The sequence below is a fragment of the Acidimicrobiales bacterium genome, assembly GCA_030747595.1.
Taxonomy (GTDB): domain Bacteria; phylum Actinomycetota; class Acidimicrobiia; order Acidimicrobiales; family MedAcidi-G1; genus UBA9410.
Genome location: JASLKK010000010.1, coordinates 16,545 through 35,954 on the forward strand (window position 1 = coordinate 16,545; position 19,410 = coordinate 35,954).

16 protein-coding genes are annotated in these 19,410 nt (G+C 65.9%); all 16 read right to left on the bottom strand.

What is annotated here, in order from left to right:
• Positions 1-40 precede the first annotated feature (40 nt).
• Entirely contained in the window at positions 41-2,035 is a 1,995-nt protein-coding gene (acs, locus tag QF777_08755; GenBank protein MDP6911635.1) for an acetate--CoA ligase, read from the bottom strand.
• Positions 2,036-2,123: 88 nt separating this feature from the next.
• Positions 2,124-3,224 carry an SAM-dependent methyltransferase gene (locus tag QF777_08760; protein MDP6911636.1) on the bottom strand — a complete coding sequence of 367 codons (1,101 nt, stop codon included), beginning with the start codon at positions 3,222-3,224 and terminating at the stop codon, positions 2,124-2,126.
• Positions 3,225-3,237: 13 nt separating this feature from the next.
• Complete coding sequence (locus QF777_08765) at positions 3,238-4,746, bottom strand: NADH-quinone oxidoreductase subunit N (GenBank protein ID MDP6911637.1); 1,509 nt, start codon at positions 4,744-4,746, stop codon at positions 3,238-3,240.
• A 3-nt stretch (positions 4,747-4,749) separates the two neighbouring features.
• Positions 4,750-6,441, bottom strand: coding sequence for an NADH-quinone oxidoreductase subunit M (locus tag QF777_08770; GenBank protein MDP6911638.1), 1,692 nt, complete (start codon positions 6,439-6,441; stop codon positions 4,750-4,752).
• A 12-nt stretch (positions 6,442-6,453) separates the two neighbouring features.
• Complete coding sequence (locus tag QF777_08775; protein MDP6911639.1) at positions 6,454-8,736, bottom strand: NADH-quinone oxidoreductase subunit L; 2,283 nt, start codon at positions 8,734-8,736, stop codon at positions 6,454-6,456.
• A gap of 5 nt (positions 8,737-8,741) precedes the next feature.
• A complete protein-coding gene (nuoK, locus tag QF777_08780) occupies positions 8,742-9,041 on the bottom strand; it encodes an NADH-quinone oxidoreductase subunit NuoK (protein MDP6911640.1) in 300 nt (99 codons plus the stop codon).
• 10 nt (positions 9,042-9,051) lie between these two features.
• Positions 9,052-9,597 carry an NADH-quinone oxidoreductase subunit J gene (locus tag QF777_08785; protein ID MDP6911641.1) on the bottom strand — a complete coding sequence of 182 codons (546 nt, stop codon included), beginning with the start codon at positions 9,595-9,597 and terminating at the stop codon, positions 9,052-9,054.
• A complete protein-coding gene (locus QF777_08790) occupies positions 9,594-10,118 on the bottom strand; it encodes a 4Fe-4S binding protein (protein MDP6911642.1) in 525 nt (174 codons plus the stop codon). The genes QF777_08785 and QF777_08790 overlap by 4 nt, the downstream gene beginning before the upstream one ends.
• On the bottom strand, positions 10,118-11,158 hold the full coding sequence (locus QF777_08795; protein ID MDP6911643.1) for an NADH-quinone oxidoreductase subunit H: 1,041 nt from the start codon (positions 11,156-11,158) through the stop codon (positions 10,118-10,120). Before QF777_08795 ends, QF777_08790 begins: the two co-directional genes overlap by 1 nt.
• Positions 11,155-12,318, bottom strand: coding sequence for an NADH-quinone oxidoreductase subunit D 1 (locus QF777_08800; protein MDP6911644.1), 1,164 nt, complete (start codon positions 12,316-12,318; stop codon positions 11,155-11,157). The genes QF777_08795 and QF777_08800 overlap by 4 nt, the downstream gene beginning before the upstream one ends.
• Before the next feature lie 5 nt (positions 12,319-12,323).
• Positions 12,324-13,043 (bottom strand): NADH-quinone oxidoreductase subunit C, encoded by a 720-nt coding sequence (locus QF777_08805; protein MDP6911645.1) that lies wholly within the window; start codon positions 13,041-13,043, stop codon positions 12,324-12,326.
• Positions 13,021-13,521, bottom strand: a complete 501-nt coding sequence (locus QF777_08810) for an NADH-quinone oxidoreductase subunit B family protein (GenBank protein ID MDP6911646.1) — start codon at positions 13,519-13,521, stop codon at positions 13,021-13,023. Before QF777_08810 ends, QF777_08805 begins: the two co-directional genes overlap by 23 nt.
• 28 nt (positions 13,522-13,549) lie before the next feature.
• On the bottom strand, positions 13,550-13,915 hold the full coding sequence (locus QF777_08815) for an NADH-quinone oxidoreductase subunit A (protein MDP6911647.1): 366 nt from the start codon (positions 13,913-13,915) through the stop codon (positions 13,550-13,552).
• 163 nt (positions 13,916-14,078) lie between these two features.
• Complete coding sequence (locus tag QF777_08820; protein ID MDP6911648.1) at positions 14,079-15,572, bottom strand: NADH-quinone oxidoreductase subunit N; 1,494 nt, start codon at positions 15,570-15,572, stop codon at positions 14,079-14,081.
• Positions 15,572-17,194: an NADH-quinone oxidoreductase subunit M gene (locus QF777_08825; GenBank protein ID MDP6911649.1), complete on the bottom strand. Its 1,623-nt coding sequence runs from the start codon at positions 17,192-17,194 to the stop codon at positions 15,572-15,574. Before QF777_08825 ends, QF777_08820 begins: the two co-directional genes overlap by 1 nt.
• The gene (gene nuoL, locus QF777_08830; GenBank protein ID MDP6911650.1) at positions 17,194-19,407 is read right to left on the bottom strand and encodes an NADH-quinone oxidoreductase subunit L; all 2,214 of its coding nucleotides are present in this window, start codon (positions 19,405-19,407) and stop codon (positions 17,194-17,196) included. The genes QF777_08825 and nuoL overlap by 1 nt, the downstream gene beginning before the upstream one ends.
• Between the last annotated feature and the right edge of the window lie 3 nt (positions 19,408-19,410).

A 19,410-nucleotide genomic window follows, 5' to 3' on the forward strand; every position in this document is an offset into this window, starting at 1 on the left:
CGGCCGAGCCGGGAGGGAGGAAGCGGACCGGCGCCGTGGCTCAGTCCTCCTGCGGGGCTTCAGCGGCCCGGGTTCGGATCTCGTCGACCACGCCGCTGTCGGCCAGGGTGGTGGTGTCGCCTAGGTCCCTCCCCTCGGCCACGTCTCGTAGCAGGCGCCGCATGATCTTGCCGCTACGAGTCTTGGGAAGGTCGGGCACCAGCACCACGGCGCGGGGGCGGGCAATGGGTCCCAGCTTGGTGGCCACGTGGCCCCGGACCTCCTCGGCGAGTTCCGGTGACGCGGCGTAGGTGCCTCGCAGGATGACGTAGCCGACGATGGCCTGGCCGGTGGTCTCATCGGTGGCGCCCACCACGGCCGCTTCGGCGACTGCGGGATGGTCGACGAGAGCCGACTCCACCTCGGTCGTCGAGATGCGGTGCCCGGACACGTTCATCACGTCGTCGACCCGGCCGAGCAACCACAGGTACCCATCTTCGTCCAGCTTGGCACCGTCGCCCGCGAAGTAGCGGCCCTCGAACCGGGACCAGTAGGTATCGGCGTAGCGCTCGGGATCACCCCAGATGCCCCGCAGCATCGATGGCCACGGGTGCGTGATGGTGAGGTAGCCCCCGCCCTGGGCCACCGTCTGGCCGGCATCGTCGACCAGTTCAGCGAACACCCCGGGAATGGTCTGGCACGCCGACCCTGGCTTGGTGGTGGTGACCCCGGGTAGCGGCGAGATCATGTGGCCGCCGGTCTCTGTCTGCCACCAGGTGTCGACAATCGGGCATGTCCCGCCCCCGATGTGTTCGTGGTACCACATCCACGCTTCGGGGTTTATGGGTTCACCGACCGTGCCAAGCACCCGCAGCGTCGAAAGGTCGTGATCGGACGGCTCGGCCGTCCCCCACTTCATGAACGTCCGGATGGCCGTTGGTGCCGTGTACAGCTGCGTCACGCCGTAACGCTCGATGATGTCCCAGAGGCGGTCCCGAGGCCACGAGGCCCGGTCGCCGGACCGGAACTCAGGTCGGGGCGTGTCCGGGGTGCCCTCGTACATGACCGACGTGCAACCGTTAGCCAGCGGTCCGTAAACGATGTAGCTGTGCCCGGTCACCCAACCGATGTCGGCCGCACACCAGTAGACGTCTGACTCGGGCCGCACGTCAAAGGTGTAGCGGTGGGTGTAGGCCACCTGAGTGAGATAACCCCCGGTGGTGTGCATGATGCCCTTGGGCTTGGCAGTGGTGCCCGACGTGTACAACAGGTACAGCAGTTGTTCGGCGTCCATCGGTTCGGCTGGGCAGTCTGACGAGGCATCGGCCACGAGCTCGTGCCACCAGAGGTCGCGACCGTCGACCATGGTGACCGCTGTGTCGCAGCGGTTCACCACCACGACGTGCTCGACCGACGGGGCTCCGGCGGTCAGCGCCGCGTCCACGTTCACCTTCAGGGCCGAGGGCTCGCCGCGGCGATAGCCGGCGTCGGCGGTGATGACGAGACGGGCCTCGGCGTCCTCGCAACGGTCCACGATCGAGTCCGGGGAGAAACCGCCGAAGATGACGCTGTGGGCCACCCCGATCCGGGCACATGCCAGCATGGCTACCGGCAACTCAGGGATCATCGGCATGTAGACGGCCACCCGGTCACCACGCTCGAGGCCGAGTCCCTTGAGCACATTGGCGAACCGGCAGACCTCGTCGAGCAGGTCCGCGTAGGTGATTTCCCTGGTGTCGCCCGGCTCGCCTTCCCAGAAGTAGGCAATGCGGTCGCCAAGCCCGGCATTGACGTGACGGTCCAGGCAGTTGGTGGTCAGGTTGAGGGTGCCACCCTCGAACCACTTGGCGAACGGGAGATCCCACTCCAGGGTGGTGTGGAAGTCCTGATCCCAGGTCAGCAGTTCACGGGCCTGGCGGGCCCAGAACGCCTCGTAGTCGGCAGCCGCCTCCTCGTGGTGGGAACGATCGCCGAGCAGGGCTGCGGCAGTGAATTCGACCGAGGGCGGGAAGGTGCGGTCCTCGACGTAGTAGTCCTCGATCGTGGGTTCGCTCATGGCCGGGGTCCCCGATGGTCGTCGAATGGCGTGCGGGACCGGACCCTAGCCAGCACCGTCGGTCCGGGCCGTGGCCCGGCCCCGGTTCCTATTGGGAACCAACCTTTGAGGAACGGACCCACTCCAGCACCGTAAAGCCACCGAGGCCCGATGGATCAAGCAGTGCCTCAGATTCGATCACCCGGCTCCGGCCACGCAGGGCCGTCAGGTCACCTAGGTGGGCGGCTGTTTTCCAGATTCGCCGACCCTCGTCGACCAGTTCGGCGATGCCGTGGGCGCCCAGGAACTCTGCCTGGGTGGCAACGACGGCACCGTCGGGAAGCTGGTCGACGGCCACCTCCACGGTCACGTCCTGTGTGCCAGGTTCGTTGGTCGCGACATCGCCCCGTTCATGGCCCCGGTATGTCCGCAGCCACTCGGCCGGTGGGCGGGCGGCCATGGCTGACGTCGTGGACGCGTAGTCGACGATCAAGACGGATCCGACCCCCAGCAGACCAAGGGCGGTGTCCACCCAGACAGCCGCCTCAGCCTGGACCGGAATCCGGGCGCCCGGGCTGCACGCCGCGGCATCAACGGGCGCCGGTAGGTCGACGGGATCTCCAAGCACTTCCCGGAACTCCCCTGTCGTACCCGTCGACTCCCTGTCAACGAGCACTTCATGCCACCGGCCGTCCGCTACCTCCAGAAGCCCGAAGGCCAGGTTGTCGAGCAACTCGTTGGCCAGCACCACCCCGTGGGAGATGCACCCCACGTCAGCCAGATGGGCCACCGATGACAGGCAGACCCCGGGGAACGTGGCGTCGGTCGGCTGGACGGAGCGGAGGGCAGCCGACCGCTCCACCATTATGTATCGGCCCTCCGTCAGACAGGCCGGTTCGGCCGCCACCACGGCTCGGGCCAGCGTGCCCGACCCCGCTGCGGCCTCGACCACCACGAACCCGTTGGGACGGCCCAAGGCCTCCCAGCGGGTATCCATCCAACGGGCCAGAACGGCGCCGAACAATGGGCCGACCTCCGGGGAGGTAAGGAAGTCGCCACGGCGACCGGCGCTCCCGCCGGCCGCGTAGAAGCCCCCGTCAGGGTCGTACAGGCAGGCTTCCACCCAGGCGCTGAACGCCATGGGGCCGTCATCCCGGATGGACTCGGCCAGCCGGTCACCCAGCGACTGGGCACCCAGCGAGATCTCCACGGCAGTGGGCGGGTCAGCCCCCGAGGGCCAGCAGGCTCACGTCGGTGAAGCGGGCCACCAACTGAGGGGCGACGCCAAAGGCCAATGTGACCGCCCCACAGAGGGTCAGCGCCGTAACCAGCGATGGGGTCACCAAGACCGGCGAATGGTCGCCATCCGGCACGTCGTCGGCCCACATCCGGCGGGCGATCGCTGCGTAGTAGTAGAGAGCGATCACCGAGTTCACGGCACCGACGGCGGCCAGCACGTAGCCCCACGGCTCGCCCGCGGTGGCCAGCACCCGGAAGACCTCGAACTTGGCGAACCAACCACCCAGCGGTGGGATCCCGGCCAGCGAGAAGAGGAAGATCGTCATGGCCACCGTCAGGCCCGGGGCATAGCTGAAGGCCCCCCCGAATGAGGAGACTTCGGCCGAGCCGGTCTTGCGAGATAGAGCGATGATGACGGCGAAGGCGCCGAGGTTCATGGCCGTGTAGATGGCCAGATATGTGACGACCGCTGAGAGCGCCTGGTCCCCGTTGGACAATCCGTGGCCAGCCACGGCCAGAGGAGCAATCATGAAACCTGTCTGGGCGATACCCGAGTACGCCATGAGGCGAACCACGTTGGTCTGGCGCAGTGCCACAAGGTTGCCGACGGTCATCGAGGTGGCGGCCAGGATCCACATCAGTGGCTCCCAGACCTCACTACGGGAGTAGAAGCCGACGAACACGAGAGCCAGCAGGGCCACGAATCCGGCGGCCTTGGACGCCACGGCGAGGAAGGCGGTCACCGGGGTGGGCGCCCCCTCGTAGACATCGGGTGCCCACGTGTGGAAGGGCACGGCCGAGACCTTGAAGGCGAAGCCGGCCACGATGAACACGATGCCCATAGTGACCACGGCGGTCGATGTGCCAGCGGCCGCCATCGACGTACCGATGTCGGACAACAATGTCGAGCCGCTCACGCCGTAGAGCAGCGACATCCCGTAGAGCATGACCGCTGAAGCGAACACGCCCATCAGGTAGTACTTCAGGCCCGCCTCGGTGGAGTGCAGGTCTCGCTTGCGCCACGCCGCCATCAGGTAGGCCGGGATGGAGAGCAACTCGAGTGCGACGAAGATCGACACCAGGTCGCGGGCCGAGGCCATCATCACCATGCCCATGACTGAGGCCAGCAGGAGGCCGTAGTACTCGTTCTCCCAGTAGTCACCCTCGGCCACGTAGTTGGTGGACAGCAGGACCACCACGTACCCGGCCAGCAGGAAGATGGCCTTTACGACGAGGGAGAACTCGTCGACCACGTAAGCACCATCGAACATCACCCGGTCGGTGCCGTCGACGGCCAACGTCAGCAGGGGTACAGCGGTAGCCAACAGACCCAGACCGGCCAAAGCCGCAGTGAACGGACGTGCCTTCTCCAGGAAGATGATGTCGGCCAGCGTGATCAGCGCGCCGGCGGCAAGCAGCACCAGTTCGGGCGCGATGCCGTGCCAGTCGATGGCGGGGCGCTGGAACGCCAGGAGAAAGAGAGCGTCGGTCACCGGCTAGTTCCCGGCCGCCGCATGCTCGTCGGCTTCCTCGGCGTGGCCGTCATCCTCGTGATCGTCGCCATGGTCATCGTCGTGACCAGCGGCCTCACCAAGTCGGTAGACGTACGAACAGCCGAGTGCCTCGACCTCCTCGTCGGTCAACTGGTGGGCATCGACGGTCAAGCAGTCGCTCAACGATGCGTCCACCGCACCGTCGGAGACCCGGAAGATCAGGTTCGGGTAGATACCAATAGCCACGATGAGGGCCAGGATCGGCGCCCACGCGATCCACTCGTGCCTAGTGGTGTCGGTAATGGCCGGGTCATCGGCAAACTCCTCGGGCGGGTTACCGAAGGCGGTCCGCTGGAGCAGCCACAACAGGTAGCCGGCCGCCAGCACCGTGCCGAGCGCGGCGATGACCATGTAGGTCCGGAAGGTCTCGATGGGAACGCCGTTGGCCGGGTTATAGGCCGAGAGGATGGCCGGGAACTCACCCCAGAAGCCGGCCAGGCCGGGCAAACCGAGCGATGCCATTACGCAGAAGCCGAAGATCCAGCCCATCCGGGGCGCCTGGACCAGCAGGCCTCCGAGCCGGCTGATCTTGAGCGTGTGGTAACGCTCCTTCATCGAACCGGCGAGGAAGAAGAGCATGCCGGTGATGAGGCCGTGGGCGACCATGCCCATGATCGCCGCGTTGATACCGAAGTCGGTCAGTGTGGCAATGCCCAGCATCACGAAGCCCATGTGGGCCACTGACGAGAAGGCGATGAGCCGTTTCACGTCGGTCTGGGCCAGACAGCCCAGCGCGCCATAGATGATCCCGACCACGGCCAACAGGCCGATCCACGGTGCCCACGTGACGGCGGCGTCGGGCAGGATCGGGATAGCGATCCGAATGAAGCCGTAGGTGCCGAGCTTCAACAGCACGGCGGCCAGGATGACTGAACCGACGGTTGGGGCCTGGGTGTGGGCATCGGGTAGCCACGTGTGGAACGGGAACATCGGGACCTTGATGCCGAAGCCAAGGAACATCCCGCCGAAGATCCACAGCTGCGCGGTGCGGGACACGCCACCGGCGGCCACTGCTTCGGACAGGCCGGCTATGGAGAACGTCTCGGCGCCGGTCAGGAAGAACAGGGCCAGGAAGCTGACCAGCATCAGGGCCGAGCCGAACAGCGTGTAGAGGAAGAACTTCAGCGAGGCATAGCGCCGGTCCTCGCCGCCCCAGACGGCGATCATGAAGAACATCGGCAGGAGCACGACCTCGAAGAACACGAAGAAGAGCACCAGGTCCTGGGCCACGAAGGTGCCGATCATCCCGGTCTCGAGGATCAGGATCAGGATCAGGAAGGCCTTGGGGTTGACCGGATCCGGGAAGTGGTTCCAGCTGTAGATGATGCACAGCGGCACGATCAGCATGGTCAACAGGATCAGCGGTAGCGACATGCCGTCGATACCCACCGAGAACCGGCTGGAGATCACGTCGATCCAGACCTTGTCGACCCCGAACTGGAGGCGGTCGGTGTGATCCAGGTCGAACTGGATCAGCAGCAGGACGCCCACGAACGCCACCCACAACGAGGTTACGAGCGCGATCAGCTTGTGCTGGTCCTCTCGCTCCCTCGGGATGAGCATCATGACCGCCGCACCGACAAGCGGTGAAAACGTGGCGAGGGTGATGCCCCAGCCGTCGAGCAAATTTTCCATGTCGGCGTCTCCCTAGACGAGGACGATGAGTATTCCGGCCAGGACCGTTGCTGCCGCGAACAGGATCGCCGCGTAGCTCTGGACCTTTCCGGAGTTGATCTTGCGAAGCTCTTCACCTGCACCGGATGCACCGCGTCCGGATGCGTCAACCGCCCCATCGACCACCAACTGGTCGATCTTTTCGTAGACGACGGTCCCGGCCTTTATGGCGGTCTCGCCGACCACGTCCACGGTGCGGTCGATGACGTCCTGGTTGATCCGATTGGCCATTCGGGCCAACGGGCCCTTGGTGCCATCGGCCACGACGCCGTTGTAGAAGTGATCGAGGTAGTACTTGTTGGACAGCAGGGTGTGGCCCATTCTGGCCAGCGGGTACTTGGTGGTCGGCCCATCGGGCAGTTCGGTGAGGCTGGTACCAGCGGCCTTGGACGCGGCCTCCACTTTGACGAAGTAGTACCACCCGGATGCGGCGATGCCACCGATGACCACCAGCGTCGAGACAATGGCCAGCGACCAGCTCGGGGTGGCGTGGCTGATGGCCGGGAAGTAGCCGGCTACCGGTTCCACGAAGTGGCCGAAGCGCTCCTGGAGCGACCCGGGAGCCAACTGGAAGCCCTTGGGCATGTTGAAGAAGCCGGCCACGACGGCCAGCCCGGCCAGGATCCACAACGGGCCGGTAATGCGCGGGCCCGACTCGTGGGGTTCGCCGTGACCACGGAACTCACCGAAGAAGGTGAGGTAGACGCAGCGGGTCATGTAGGCAGCGGTCAGTGCCGCGGTGAGCATGCCCATGCCCAGCATCAGGGTGTAGGCCCCGTTGCCCCCGGTGCCTCCCATCAGGCCCCAACCACCGGTCCCAACGAGGATCTCGTCCTTGGACCAGAAGCCGGCCAACGGCGGAAGGCCGGCCAGGGCCACAGTGCCGATCATGAACGTCCGATAGGTGTGCGGCATGTCCTTGCGGAGGCCACCCATGTCAGACTTCATGTCGAAGCTGTGCACGGCGTGGCTGACCGAACCGGAACCCAGGAACAGGCAGGCCTTGAAGAAGGCGTGGGTGAACAGGTGGAATACGGCCGCCGTCCAGGCACCCACGCCCAGGGCCAGGACCATGTAACCCAGCTGGGAAATCGTCGAGTACGCGAGCACCTTTTTGATGTCGCGCTGCACGAAGGCCAACAGTGCACCCACGATGGTGGTCAAGCCACCGATGAAGGCCATGAGGTTGATCGAACTGCCCCCGATCTGGAAGCCCTCGAAGAACACCCCGTACATGCGGGCAATCATGAAGACACCGGCCACCACCATGGTCGCCGCGTGGATGAGCGCCGAGACGGGCGTCGGGCCGGCCATGGCGTCGGGCAGCCACGTGTGCAGGAAGAACTGTCCGGACTTGGACATCACGGCAGCCATCAGGCAACTGGCGGCCACCACCAACGTGGTGTGCGACAGCGCCCCGCTGTTGGCCAGCGCGTTGGTCTCGGCGATGGAGAACGATCCGAAGCGGTCAGGCAGGGCTGAACCGGCGGCGAAGAATAGGACGGTCACGCCGACCAGGAGGCCCATGTCGCCCACCCGGTTGGTCAGGAAGGCCTTGAGTGCCGCATCGCTGTTGGGCTTCTCCTCCCACCAGTGACCGATAAGGGCGAACGAGCAGACGCCGACTAGCTCCCAGGCGCACAGCAGCTGCAGCGTGTTCTCCGACACGACCAGCAGGAGCATCGACGCGCTGAACAGGGACAGGAAGGCGAAGAAGTGGGTGTAGCGCCGGTCGCCGTGGACGTAGTCGGTGGAATAGACGTGAACCAGCAGCGACACCAGGGTCACCACGAGCAGCATCATCACGGCCAGCCCGTCGACCAGGGTACCGACGGTGAACTCCACCCCGTTGGTCTGGAACCAGGTGGCGGTGCGATGCACGGCCAACGACGGATGGCCTGGCTCGTGTCCAGCCCCGTGATCATCTCCGTGGGCCACCCCGTGGTCATCGAGCTGGACGACCGCCACGTGGACCTCGTCGCCGTGGAAGTTGTCCCGGTGGTCGACCCATGCGATGCCGGTCAGCAGGGCCAGCACGAAGGCGATGCCCACCGCGGCAATGCCCAGTTCCGAGCCGCCCCGGGGCATCTTCTTGCCGAAGAACAGGATCCCGATGAACGAGAGCGCGGGAAGCAACGGGATCAGCCAGACGTTGCGAAGCAGCCAACTACCACCCTCGGTGATACCGAGGGCCAGGCCGTCGCCGGTAGCCGAAGCGGTGGCGGCCGCCGATGCGATGGTGAGGAGTGCGTCCACGGTGATCAGCCCCTCAACTGGTCGATCAGGGTGAGATCGATGGATCGACGGTTGCGGTACAACAGCAGCACCATGGCCAGGCCCACCCCGACCTCAGCCGCGGCAACTGCGATGACGAACAGGGCAAACACCTCGCCGCCCACCGACGCCCGGAAGGCACCGAAGGCCACGAGGTTGATGTTCACTGCGTTCAAGATGAGCTCGATGGACATCAGCACCAGCACGCCGTTGCGACGGGCCAGCACGCCGTACACACCGATGGAGAACAGCACGGCAGACAGGATGAGGAACTGGTTCAGCAGCATCTCAGCCCCCTCAGTCCCGCCGTGCCACGACGATGGCGCCGATGAGGGCGGCGAGCAGCAGGACCGACACGGCCTCGAAGGGGACGATGTAGGCGCTGAAGATGCTGTCGGCGATCTCGGCCGTGGTGCTGGGGGCCGACCGGTCCAACTCGGCATCAGCGAACGAGTCGACCAGGGCGGCGGTCATGACGCCGAAGACCAGCAGTCCAACAAGTCCAGCCATGAGGCGCCGCTCACCCGACACGCCATCGTCGTCACCGAAGGAGCCCTTGGTGAGCATGATGCCGAACAGGAAGAGGACGACGATGGCGCCGATGTAGACCATCACCTGGGTGACGCCCACGAACTCAGCACCCAGCAGGATGAAGATGCCGGCCACCCCAGACAGCACGACCACCAGGTAGAGGGCAGCGTGGACAACATTGTGGGTGGTGACCATCCGAAGCGCCGAGACGATCATCGTGATGGCCATCACGGCGAACGCCACGTTCTGGGCCACCAGGGCCTCGCCGCTGGTCAGACGGTCCATGTCAGCGAGTGCGGCAAGCGTGCTCATCGGGGCACCTGGAGTTTCTTGGCCTCACTGCCAGCCTCGTAGTCCTGGAAGTCCGGGACGGTCTCCATCCACTGTCCGAGCTTGGACTTGTCGTGGAGCAGGTCAGCGATCCTCGGCTCGGAGTACTCGAACTCCGGCGACCAGAACAGGGCCTCGAACGGACAGACATCTACGCAGATCCCGCAGTACATGCAGAGGGCGAAGTCGATGTCGAAGCGGTCCAGGGCGTTCTTCTGGCGGGGCTTTCCGCCCGGCCGTCGCGGCGGCGCCTTGTACTTGTGGCCCTCGATGTAGATGCACCAGTCCGGGCATTCGCGGGCGCAGAGCATGCAGGCCGTGCAGTTGTCCTCGTGCAGCGTGATCACGCCGCGGGCCCGGGGCGTCGGAGCTTCCTTTACCCGTGGGTACTGCACGGTGTGGGAACCCTTGGTCAGGGTGCGCACCATGGTCTTCAGGGTGACACCGAGGCCCTTGACCAGGCCGGGAACCTTGGGGAGCGCCAGTTTCGGGAGAGCGGACATCAGAAGACCACCTTCAGGATGCCGGTCAGCACGATGTTGGCCAGCGACAGGGGAATGAGCACCTTCCAGGCCAACTGCTGGAGCTGGTCCTCACGGAAGCGGGGGTAGGTGAAGCGGAACCAGAAGATCAGGAAAGCCACCAGGATCACCTTGCCCAGCAGGATGGCCGGGCCGATGACGTTGAACAGATCGCTGGTCGGATCGATGCCCGGCACGTACCAGCCGCCCAAGAACAGTGTGGCGGCCAGAGCCGAGAAGATGCCGGCCGTGGCGAACTCGCCGATGAAGAACAGCAGGAAGCGAAGGCCGGTGTACTCGGTGAGGTAGCCGGTGACGATCTCGGACTCGGCCACCGGCATGTCGAACGGTGGCTGGGTGAGCTCGGCTTGAACGGCCACCAGAAAAATGGCGAAGCCTAGGAACTGGGTGATGATGAACGGATTGCCGATGCCGCCCCACCCGAAGATCTCTCCGGTTGCCTGGGCCATGACGATGCCCTGGACGTTGAGGGTGCCGGCCTGGATGACCACGCCCATGACGGCCAGGACCAGGGGCAGCTCGTAGGCCACCAGCTGCCCGGCGGCCCGCAGGCCTCCCAGCAGCGAGTACTTCGATGACGAAGCCCAACCGGCCATGAGGATCCCGATGACCGAGATGGACGACACGGCCAGCGCCAGGAAGATGCCGGTGTCGACGTCGATGAACCAGGCGTCCGGTCCGGCAGGAATGACCAGCACCAGCAGGAACGTGGAGATGAGCACCACGAACGGGGCCGCCTTGAAGACGACCCGGTCGGCCTTGGCCGGGATGATGTCCTCCTTCTGGAGGAACTTGCCGACCTCGGCCAGCAACTGCAGCGATCCGAACGGACCAGCCTCCATGGGCCCGAGCCGGCTCTGCATGAAGCTCATCATCTTAAAGAGGAACAGGTAGACGAGCGCGCCGGCAGGCAGCAGCACGGCCAGCAGACCGACCACGGCACGGATCCCGGTCTGCTGCCACCAGGCCAGCTCGACCGCGAAGGTCAAGGCGCCGCTCATCGATCGATGTCCCCGAGGATGAAGTAAAGGCTGGCCAGGATCGACACCACGTCAGGCACGTAGGTGCCCTCGAGGAGCCACGGCGTGATCGAGACATTGTTGAACGACGCTGAGCGGATCTTCACGCGGTACGGCACCAGGTCGCCCTTGGACACCACGTAGTAGCCCATGATTCCCAGCGGGTTCTCGGTCTCGACGTACGCCTCGCCAGCCGGCACCTTGATGATGCGCGGCACCTTGGCCATGACGGGACCCGACGGGATGCCATCGAGCAACTGGTCAACCATGCCACAGGCTTCACGGACCTCCTGGAGGCGCACCCAGTAGCGGGCGAACGAGTCGCCGTCAGGATGGGTCCAGACTTTCCAGTCCAACTGGTCGTGGACCAGGCCGATGCCGCCGTCGCGGCGGAGATCCCAGTCGACACCCGAGGCCCGGATGTTGGCGCCCGACAGTCCGTAGGACAGGCCCACGTCGGCCGGGATCACGCCGATGCCCCGAGTCCGGGACTGGAAGATCTCATTGCCGGTAACGAGGTCCTCCATCTCGTCGCAGAACGTGCGGATGCGGCCCAGCACGCCCTTCGTCTCATCGATCCAGCCCTTGGGAAGGTCGTCCTTCAGCCCACCGATGCGGTCGAAGTTGGGATGGAACCGACCACCGGTGACAGCCTCGATCTGGTTAAGGACGAACTCGCGGTCGCGGAAGGCGAAGAAGACCGGGGTGACGGCTCCCAACTGGACGCCCATGTCGCCGAGGAACAGCACAACGTTGGCGATCCGGGACAGTTCGAACAGGACAGTGCGGATCCACTGGGCGCGGGGCGGCGCCTCGACGTCCATGAGCCGCTCAGCAGCCAGGATGAACGGCACCTCGTTGGCAAAGCTGCCCAACCAGTCGATGCGGTTGATCAGCGTGGTGACCTGCGGGTACGTCCGGACCTCGGAGAGCTTCTCGTAGCCCCGGTGCATGTAGCCCATGACCGGTTCGGCGGCAACCACCCGTTCACCGTCCAACTTGACGATGATGCGCAGCGTGCCGTGGGTGGCCGGATGCTGAGGACCGATGTTGAGGGTCATGCCCTCGGTCTCGATCTCGACATTGACTCGGGCATCGCTGGCCTGGCCAGCGATGTAGGCCATTTGGCGGGGATCGCTCACCGGGGTCACGATGCGTCTCCCTCTTCCGCACTCGCGTCATCGTCATCTCCGCCGGGCATGAGCTCCACGTCGACGATGCCCGGCCAGGGCTTCACCCGGCGGGCCAGCAGCGGATAGTCCTTGCGCAGCGGGTTCCCCTCGAAGTGCGACGGCAGGTAGAGGTGCACCTGATTGGGATGGTTCCGGAACGAGATGCCGAACATCTCCCTGGCCTCACGCTCGTGCCAGTCCACACCGGGGTAGACGCCGATCCACGAGTCGACCTCGGGCCTGTCGCCCGCCAGGTCGGACTTGATGGTTATGCCCACATGGCCCACCGGGTCATGGACCCGGGCCAGCAGCTGGAAGCGGGTCTCGCCGCCGGCGACACCCGTCTCGAACGCGTCAGCCGGAGCATCCGACCCGTCGGATGCCTCATGGGGGAGGTCCACCTGGGCGTCCATGTCGCGTCCGTAGGGCGACGGCATCCAGTCGACGGCCGACAGGAAGTTGAAGTACGTCATGGCGCAGCGGTCCCGCAAGACGGTCGCTGTTTCGACCCACGCGTCGGCGGTCACCCGTACCCAGGCATCGACACCGGGCTCGACGTGGCTCTCGACCAGGCCGCTTCCCAGCGCATCGGCCAGCGTCGCGACCAGCGCGTCGCGCTGCTCGTCAGTCGGGTCCGCCTGTACCTCGTCGGTGTCCACCGTGGTGTCAGCGTCAGGTGACGACAATGGGATCACCCGTCCAACGTTCAGTCATGTCCTCGGTGGCAATGCGCTCCTGGAGCAGCACGATGCCCTCCAGCAGGGCTTCCGGGCGCGGCGGGCAGCCGGGCACGTAGACGTCAACAGGGATGATCTGGTCGACGCCCTTGGTCACCGAGTAGCTATCCCAGTAGGGGCCGCCGCAATTGGCGCACGAACCCATGGAAATCACGTACTTGGGATCGGGCATCTGCTCGTAAAGACGACGCACGGCCGGCGCCATCTTGTCGGTCACTGTGCCCGACACAACCACCAGATCGGCCTGACGGGGGCTGGCCGGAAACGGGATGACGCCCAGGCGCATCACGTCGTAGCGCGGCGAGGCGAACGCCGCGCCCATCTCGATGGCGCAGCACGCCAAGCCCCACTGGTACACCCAGAGGGAGTACTTGCGGCTGACGTTGAGCAACTTGGTCAGCGGCTTCGGCAGCTTGCCGCTCTCGACGAGTCCCATGATTCGTTACTCCCCTACCGTCGCCCGCTCAGATCCACCGGAGCAGACGCTTACGCCAGGCGTAGAACAGTCCGAGCGCCAGGATGAAGATGAAGATGGCCATCTCGACCAGCCCGAAGACGCCATAGACCTCGAGGCGGGTGGCCCACGGGAAGATGAACACGGCTTCCACGTCGAACAGCACGAACATCAGGGCGAACACGTAGTACCGGATGTTGGACTGGCTCCACATGTCGCCCTGCGGGTCGACACCGGACTCGTAGTTCATGACCTTCTGCGAGGTCTCACGCGACGGTCGAAGCAAGCTGCCCAAGCCCAGGAACGCCGACACCAACAGCACGGCGAGGCCGCCGAAGACGACCACCACGAGCCAGCTACGAAGGAAGTCGGACACGAAGGGAGAACCTAACGAATCGGGCGGATGGGCGACGGCGAACGAGACCACAGGCCCGTCGACCCGGGCAGGTTACCGGATGTGAACGGGTTCACGAAGACCCAACGACGCCGGCTGACGGGGCCCACGGTGGGGATCCTGAGGGTGTCAGCGGGGCCCACGATCAACTACCGACCAGCATGGGGACGGCGTCTCGGGCCAGGTCCATGAGGGGTCCGGGCACGATCCCGATGGCCAGCACGCCGGTACACGCCACGCCGATGACCACCCGGGCACCCAACGGGACACCGGCATCCTCGGCATCTCCGGCATCTCCGGCATCTCCGGCATCTTCCAAGTACATGGCGACGAGGATTCGGAGGTAGACGAAGGCGGCGATAGCGGCGGCCAGCATGGCCACGCCAGCCACCCAGTAGCCCCGGCCCTCAACCGCAGCGGCCAGCACGCCCAACTTGGCCACGAACCCACCGGTGAATGGCACACCCGCCTGACCCAGCAGCAGGACGGTAAACGCCCCGGCCAGTACCGGGCGGCGACGGACAAGGCCCCGGTAGTCGTCGAGCGAATGGGCCGAATCGCCCGGACCACCCATGACGGTGAGCACGGCGAAGCTCCCGGTAGCCAGCAGCGTGTAGACGACCAGATAGGCGTAGACCGCCGCGGCACCCCGGGCGTCAGCGGCCTGCACGCCTAGAAGCAGGAAGCCAGCGTGGGCAATCGAGGAGTAGGCGAGCATCCGTCGAACGTCGGTCTGCAGCACGGCGACCGAGGCGCCGACCACCACGCTGAGTCCAGCAAGCACGGACACGGCCGGCGACCAGTCCGAGGCGTGAGTCCCGAGGGTCACCACGAGGACCCGCACCATCGCCGCGAAGCCTGCCGCCTTCACCCCGGCGGCCATCCACGCCACGACCGGGCTGGGCGCCCCCTGGTAAACGTCGGGCGTCCAGGCGTGGAAAGGCACGGCGGCCACCTTGAAGGCCAGGCCGACCAGCAGCAGGGCGATGCCGGCCAGCAGCATCCCGTCCCTGAGCAGCACCACCGTCGATAGGTGTTCGGCGATCAGGGCCAGACGGGTCGAACCGGTGGCGCCGTATAGGAGCGCCATGCCGTAGAGCAGGAAGGCCGAGGCGAACGCCCCGAGCACAAAGTATTTGAGCGCCGCCTCCTGGGACTCAATGCGGCGCAGGTGTAGGGCGGCCAGCACGTACACGGCGATCGACAGGATCTCCAGGCCCAGGAACAGGACGATGAGGTCGTCGGCCGACGCCATGACCACGCCACCAGTCGCCGAGAGCATGAGCAGGACGTACAACTCGACGCCCGGCAGATCCTCACGGGCCAGGTAAGGACGGGCCAACAGGGCGGTGGCCACCACCGCGATGGCCAGTATCGCGGTGACCAGCACCGTGGACCCGTCGACAGCGACCATGCCGCCCAGATATGAGCGGGGTCCACCGTCACGCACCTCGTTCCACATGGGCACCGAGGCCACCAGCACGGCCAGGCCGGTGACGACCGTCCAGGCCTGGGGCAGGGCGTCGGGAAGGCGGCGGACGATCGAGGCCACAGTCAGCAGCAGCATCCCACCGGCCGAGAGCAGGATCACCGGAATCAGGGCCCACCACAGGACCTCGGGGGTGACGACGGTCGACATCAGTGATCGTCCCCCTCGTCGGCGTGGTCGGATCCGTGGTCGCCAGCGCCTTCGATGTCGACACCAAAGCGGGACGTTGGCTCGTGGAAGCCGTCCACGTGCTCCTCGATGTGGGCCACCAGGGCATCCACCGCAGGTTCCATCCGTTCGATCACCGGCTTCGGGTAGACGCCCATGAAGACGATGAGAGCCAGCAGCGGTGCCAGCACCAGACCCTCACGGAGTTTCAGGTCGGGCATCTCGGCGTTGTCGCCCTTGGCTGGGCCATGGAAGACCCGCTGGTAGGCCCACAGCAGATAGAGGGCGGCTAGGACCACGCCTCCGGCGGCCACCACGGCCCACCAACGGTGGGCGTTGAACGCTCCGACCAGCACCAGGAACTCGCCCACGAAGCCGTTCAGACCGGGCAGGCCGATCGACGACAGCATGACCAGGGTAAACACGGCGGCCATGACCGGCGCCGACTTCTGCAGGCCACCCAACTCGTCAATCTGACGGGTGTGGCGACGTTCGTAGATCATGCCGACCAGCAGGAACAGGGCGCTGGTCGACACGCCGTGGTTGACCATCTGGAGCAGGCCGCCCTCGATGCCCTCGGTGTTCAGGGCGAAGGTGCCCAACACGATGAAGCCCAGATGGGCCACCGAGGAATAGGCCACGAGGCGCTTCAGGTCCCGCTGCATGGTGGCCACCACCGCGCCGTAGATGATGCCGACCACGCCCAGAGTCAGGAACACCGGGGCGAAGAAGTGGGAGGCCTCGGGGAACAGGTAGAGGCCGAACCGCAGGAAACCGTAGGTGCCCAACTTGAGCAGCACGCCGGCCAAGATCACCGAGCCAGCCGTCGGCGCCTCGGTATGGGCATCGGGCAGCCAGGTGTGCAGTGGGAAGATCGGCACCTTCACCGCGAAGGCCAGCGCGAAGGCGGCAAAGATCCAGCGGGCCGCATTGGTGTCGATGGCCTGGGCCTCGGCAATGGCCACCAAGTCGAAGGTGACCGAGGTGCCGGTGGCGTCCGCGTGGAGGAAGGCCACGGCCAGGATCCCCACCAGCATGAGAGCCGATCCGGCCATCGTGTAGAGGAAGAACTTGGTCGCCGCGTATGCCCGGTTGCCGTGCCCCCACCGTCCGATGAGGAAGTACATGGGCACCAGGACGACCTCGAAGCAGAGGAAGAAGACCACCAGGTCCAGCGCGCAGAACACACCCATGACGCCGGCCTCCAGCACGAGCAGCCACGCGTAGTAGGCCCGGTCGTCGTGCCCGGGGTCGACGGCCAGCAGGGCGATCGGGAACAGCACGCCGGTCAGCACGATTAGGAACAACGAGATCCCGTCGATGCCCAGCAGCCACTGGATGCCCAGGTCGGAGATCCAGTCAGCTTGTGACGTGAACTGCATCTCGGCTCCGTGGGTGGCGTCGAAACCCTTCAACAGCCAAACCGACATACCACCCACGATCACCGAGGTGGCCACGGCCACCAACTTGAGCAGCTCTGGGCGACGACGGGGCAGGCAGACCACCAGCAGGGCGCCCACGGCGGGCACCACGATCAGCGCCGGCAGCACGGCGAACGGCACACCGGGAGAGGAGGCGACCACGAAGGTCAAGAGGGCACCCATCAGAAATTGCTCCTCGAGAGGAACCAGAGCACGAGGCCCACAGCCCCAAGGCCGATGCCCACTGCGTAGGTGCGAACCAGGCCGTTGTGGAAACGCCGGAGCAGGCCGGCCTCCCGGCGAACCAGGGTGGCCATCCCCTCGACCGCGCCGTCGACCACCTCGCGGTCGAAGGCTGCGGTGGCGTCGAAGCCGGTGCGGCCCGGACCGCCCATGAAGTCCGAGACCTTCCGATCGAATCGCCACGCCTCGGCGAGGATCGGACGCTCGAAGGCGGTGTGGTCGATGCGACGCTGTCCGTAGGCCGCTACGGCCACCGCGATGCCCACCGCGCCGCCGGCCACCGCAATGACGGCCAGCACCCACAGGGTCCCCGCGCCAATAGACAGGTGGACCTCGTTGTGGAACAGCGTGGGCTCCAGCCAGTGCTCGAGCCGCTTGGTGCTCGATGAGAAGGGAAGCTGCACGAGCCCACCCAGCACGCTCAGGCCGGCCAGGACGACGAGCGGGAAGGCCATGGTCCACGGGGATTCGTGCGGGTGATGAGCGGCGCGATCGGCCACCGCGTCGGGTAGCTCGTCAGCCACCGCACCAACGTCGGGGGCGCCAGCCAGGGCCAGGGCGGGAAGGTCGGGTCGCACGTCAGCCGCGGCACGGACATCCGCCACCGCGGCCTCGGCAACCGTTAAGGCGTCAACGGCAGCAGACAGCACACCTTCGGCCTCGGTCACCGCGGCCTCGTCGGCTGCGGTCGCCGCCCCACGGCGGACCTCCAACGCAGTCTCGGCATCGGCCACCGCAGCGCGTGCGGCCTCGACGCCCTCGTCGGCACCGGCCAGACGGGCAGCCCAGACGGCATCCACCTCGTCAGACCTCGGGTCGGCGAAGCGGTGACGACCGAAGAAGGTGAGCACCACTTGACGGGTCATGTAGAAGGCGGTCAGCACAGCGGTCACTAGGCCAACGGCCCACAGAAGGGGGCTCTCGTTCCAGGCGAAGGCCAGGATCTCGTCCTTGGACCAGAAGCCGGCGAAGGGCGGCACGCCGGCGATGGCCAACCAGCCGATGATGAACGTGCCCGCCGTGATCGGCATGAAACGACGCAGCCCGCCGTAGTGGGCCATGTCCTGGTCACCGTCCATTCCGTGGATAACCGAGCCAGAGCCCAGGAACAGCAACGCCTTGAAGAAGGCGTGGGTGACCATGTGGAACACCGCGGCCACGTAGGCGCCACAGCCCACCGCCAGGAACATGTAGCCGAGTTGGCTGACCGTGGAATAGGCCAGCACCTTCTTGATGTCACGCTGGGCCACAGCAATGGTCGCCGCGAACAGTGCCGTGCCGGCACCCGTCCAGGCGATCATGGTGGGCACCCAGTCAGCGGCGTCGGCGATGATCGGGTTGACCCTGGTCAATAGGTAGACGCCCGAGGTGACCATGGTCGCCGCGTGGATGAGCGCCGAGACAGGCGTGGGGCCGGCCATCGCGTCAGGCAACCAGAGGTAGAGCGGGAACTGGGCCGACTTGCCGATGGCCCCCACGAACAGCATCACGGCGATGAACGTGGCAGTGGACTGGGCCACCGTGCCGGCCGCCGTGGTGTCCAGCACATCGACGTAGGCCACGGACCCGAACGTGAAGAACGTCATGAAGATGGCGACCATGAAGCCCCAGTCACCGATCCGATTGGTCACGAAGGCCTTCTTGCCCGCTGTGGCGTTGGCCTCGTCGGTGAACCAGAACGAGATGAGCAGGTAAGAACAGGCACCGACGCCCTCCCAGCCCAGGAAGGTCAGCAACAGGTTGTCACCCAGGACCAGTATCAGCATGGAGAAGGCGAACAGGTTCAGGTAGGTGAAGAAGCGGGGGAACTCGCCGTCACCGTGCATGTAGCCGACGGAGTAGAGGTGGATGAGGGCGCCCACACCGGTGATGAATAGGCACATGGTGAGCGACAGCGGATCGGCCAGAAAGCCCACGTCGACCCGGAGATCTCCGGCCGGCATCCACTCGAACAACGTGGTCACCGCCCGCCGGTCCTGCACGTCGCGCCCCGCCAAGTCTAGGAATACGCCGACGGTGGCCAGAAAGGAGCCGGCCATGGCACCGGTGGCAAGCCATCCAGCCCACGGTTCGCCGAGCCGTTTCCCACCGAACGTCAGCACCAGGAAGCCGGCCAGAGGCAGCGCGGGGATCAACCAGACGAGATCGAGCACGCC

Excerpts from the sequence above, each read along its gene's own strand:
- QF777_08770 (MDP6911638.1), bottom strand. The coding sequence starts at position 6,441 with ATGGAAAATTTGCTCGACGGCTGGGGCATCACCCTCGCCACGTTTTCA.
- acs (MDP6911635.1), bottom strand. The coding sequence starts at position 2,035 with ATGAGCGAACCCACGATCGAGGACTACTACGTCGAGGACCGCACCTTC.
- QF777_08820 (MDP6911648.1), bottom strand. The coding sequence starts at position 15,572 with ATGTCGACCGTCGTCACCCCCGAGGTCCTGTGGTGGGCCCTGATTCCG.
- QF777_08810 (MDP6911646.1), bottom strand. The coding sequence starts at position 13,521 with ATGGGACTCGTCGAGAGCGGCAAGCTGCCGAAGCCGCTGACCAAGTTG.
- QF777_08825 (MDP6911649.1), bottom strand. The coding sequence starts at position 17,194 with ATGGGTGCCCTCTTGACCTTCGTGGTCGCCTCCTCTCCCGGTGTGCCG.
- QF777_08785 (MDP6911641.1), bottom strand. The coding sequence starts at position 9,597 with ATGAGCACGCTTGCCGCACTCGCTGACATGGACCGTCTGACCAGCGGC.
- nuoK (MDP6911640.1), bottom strand. The coding sequence starts at position 9,041 with ATGCTGCTGAACCAGTTCCTCATCCTGTCTGCCGTGCTGTTCTCCATC.
- QF777_08795 (MDP6911643.1), bottom strand. The coding sequence starts at position 11,158 with ATGAGCGGCGCCTTGACCTTCGCGGTCGAGCTGGCCTGGTGGCAGCAG.
- QF777_08790 (MDP6911642.1), bottom strand. The coding sequence starts at position 10,118 with ATGTCCGCTCTCCCGAAACTGGCGCTCCCCAAGGTTCCCGGCCTGGTC.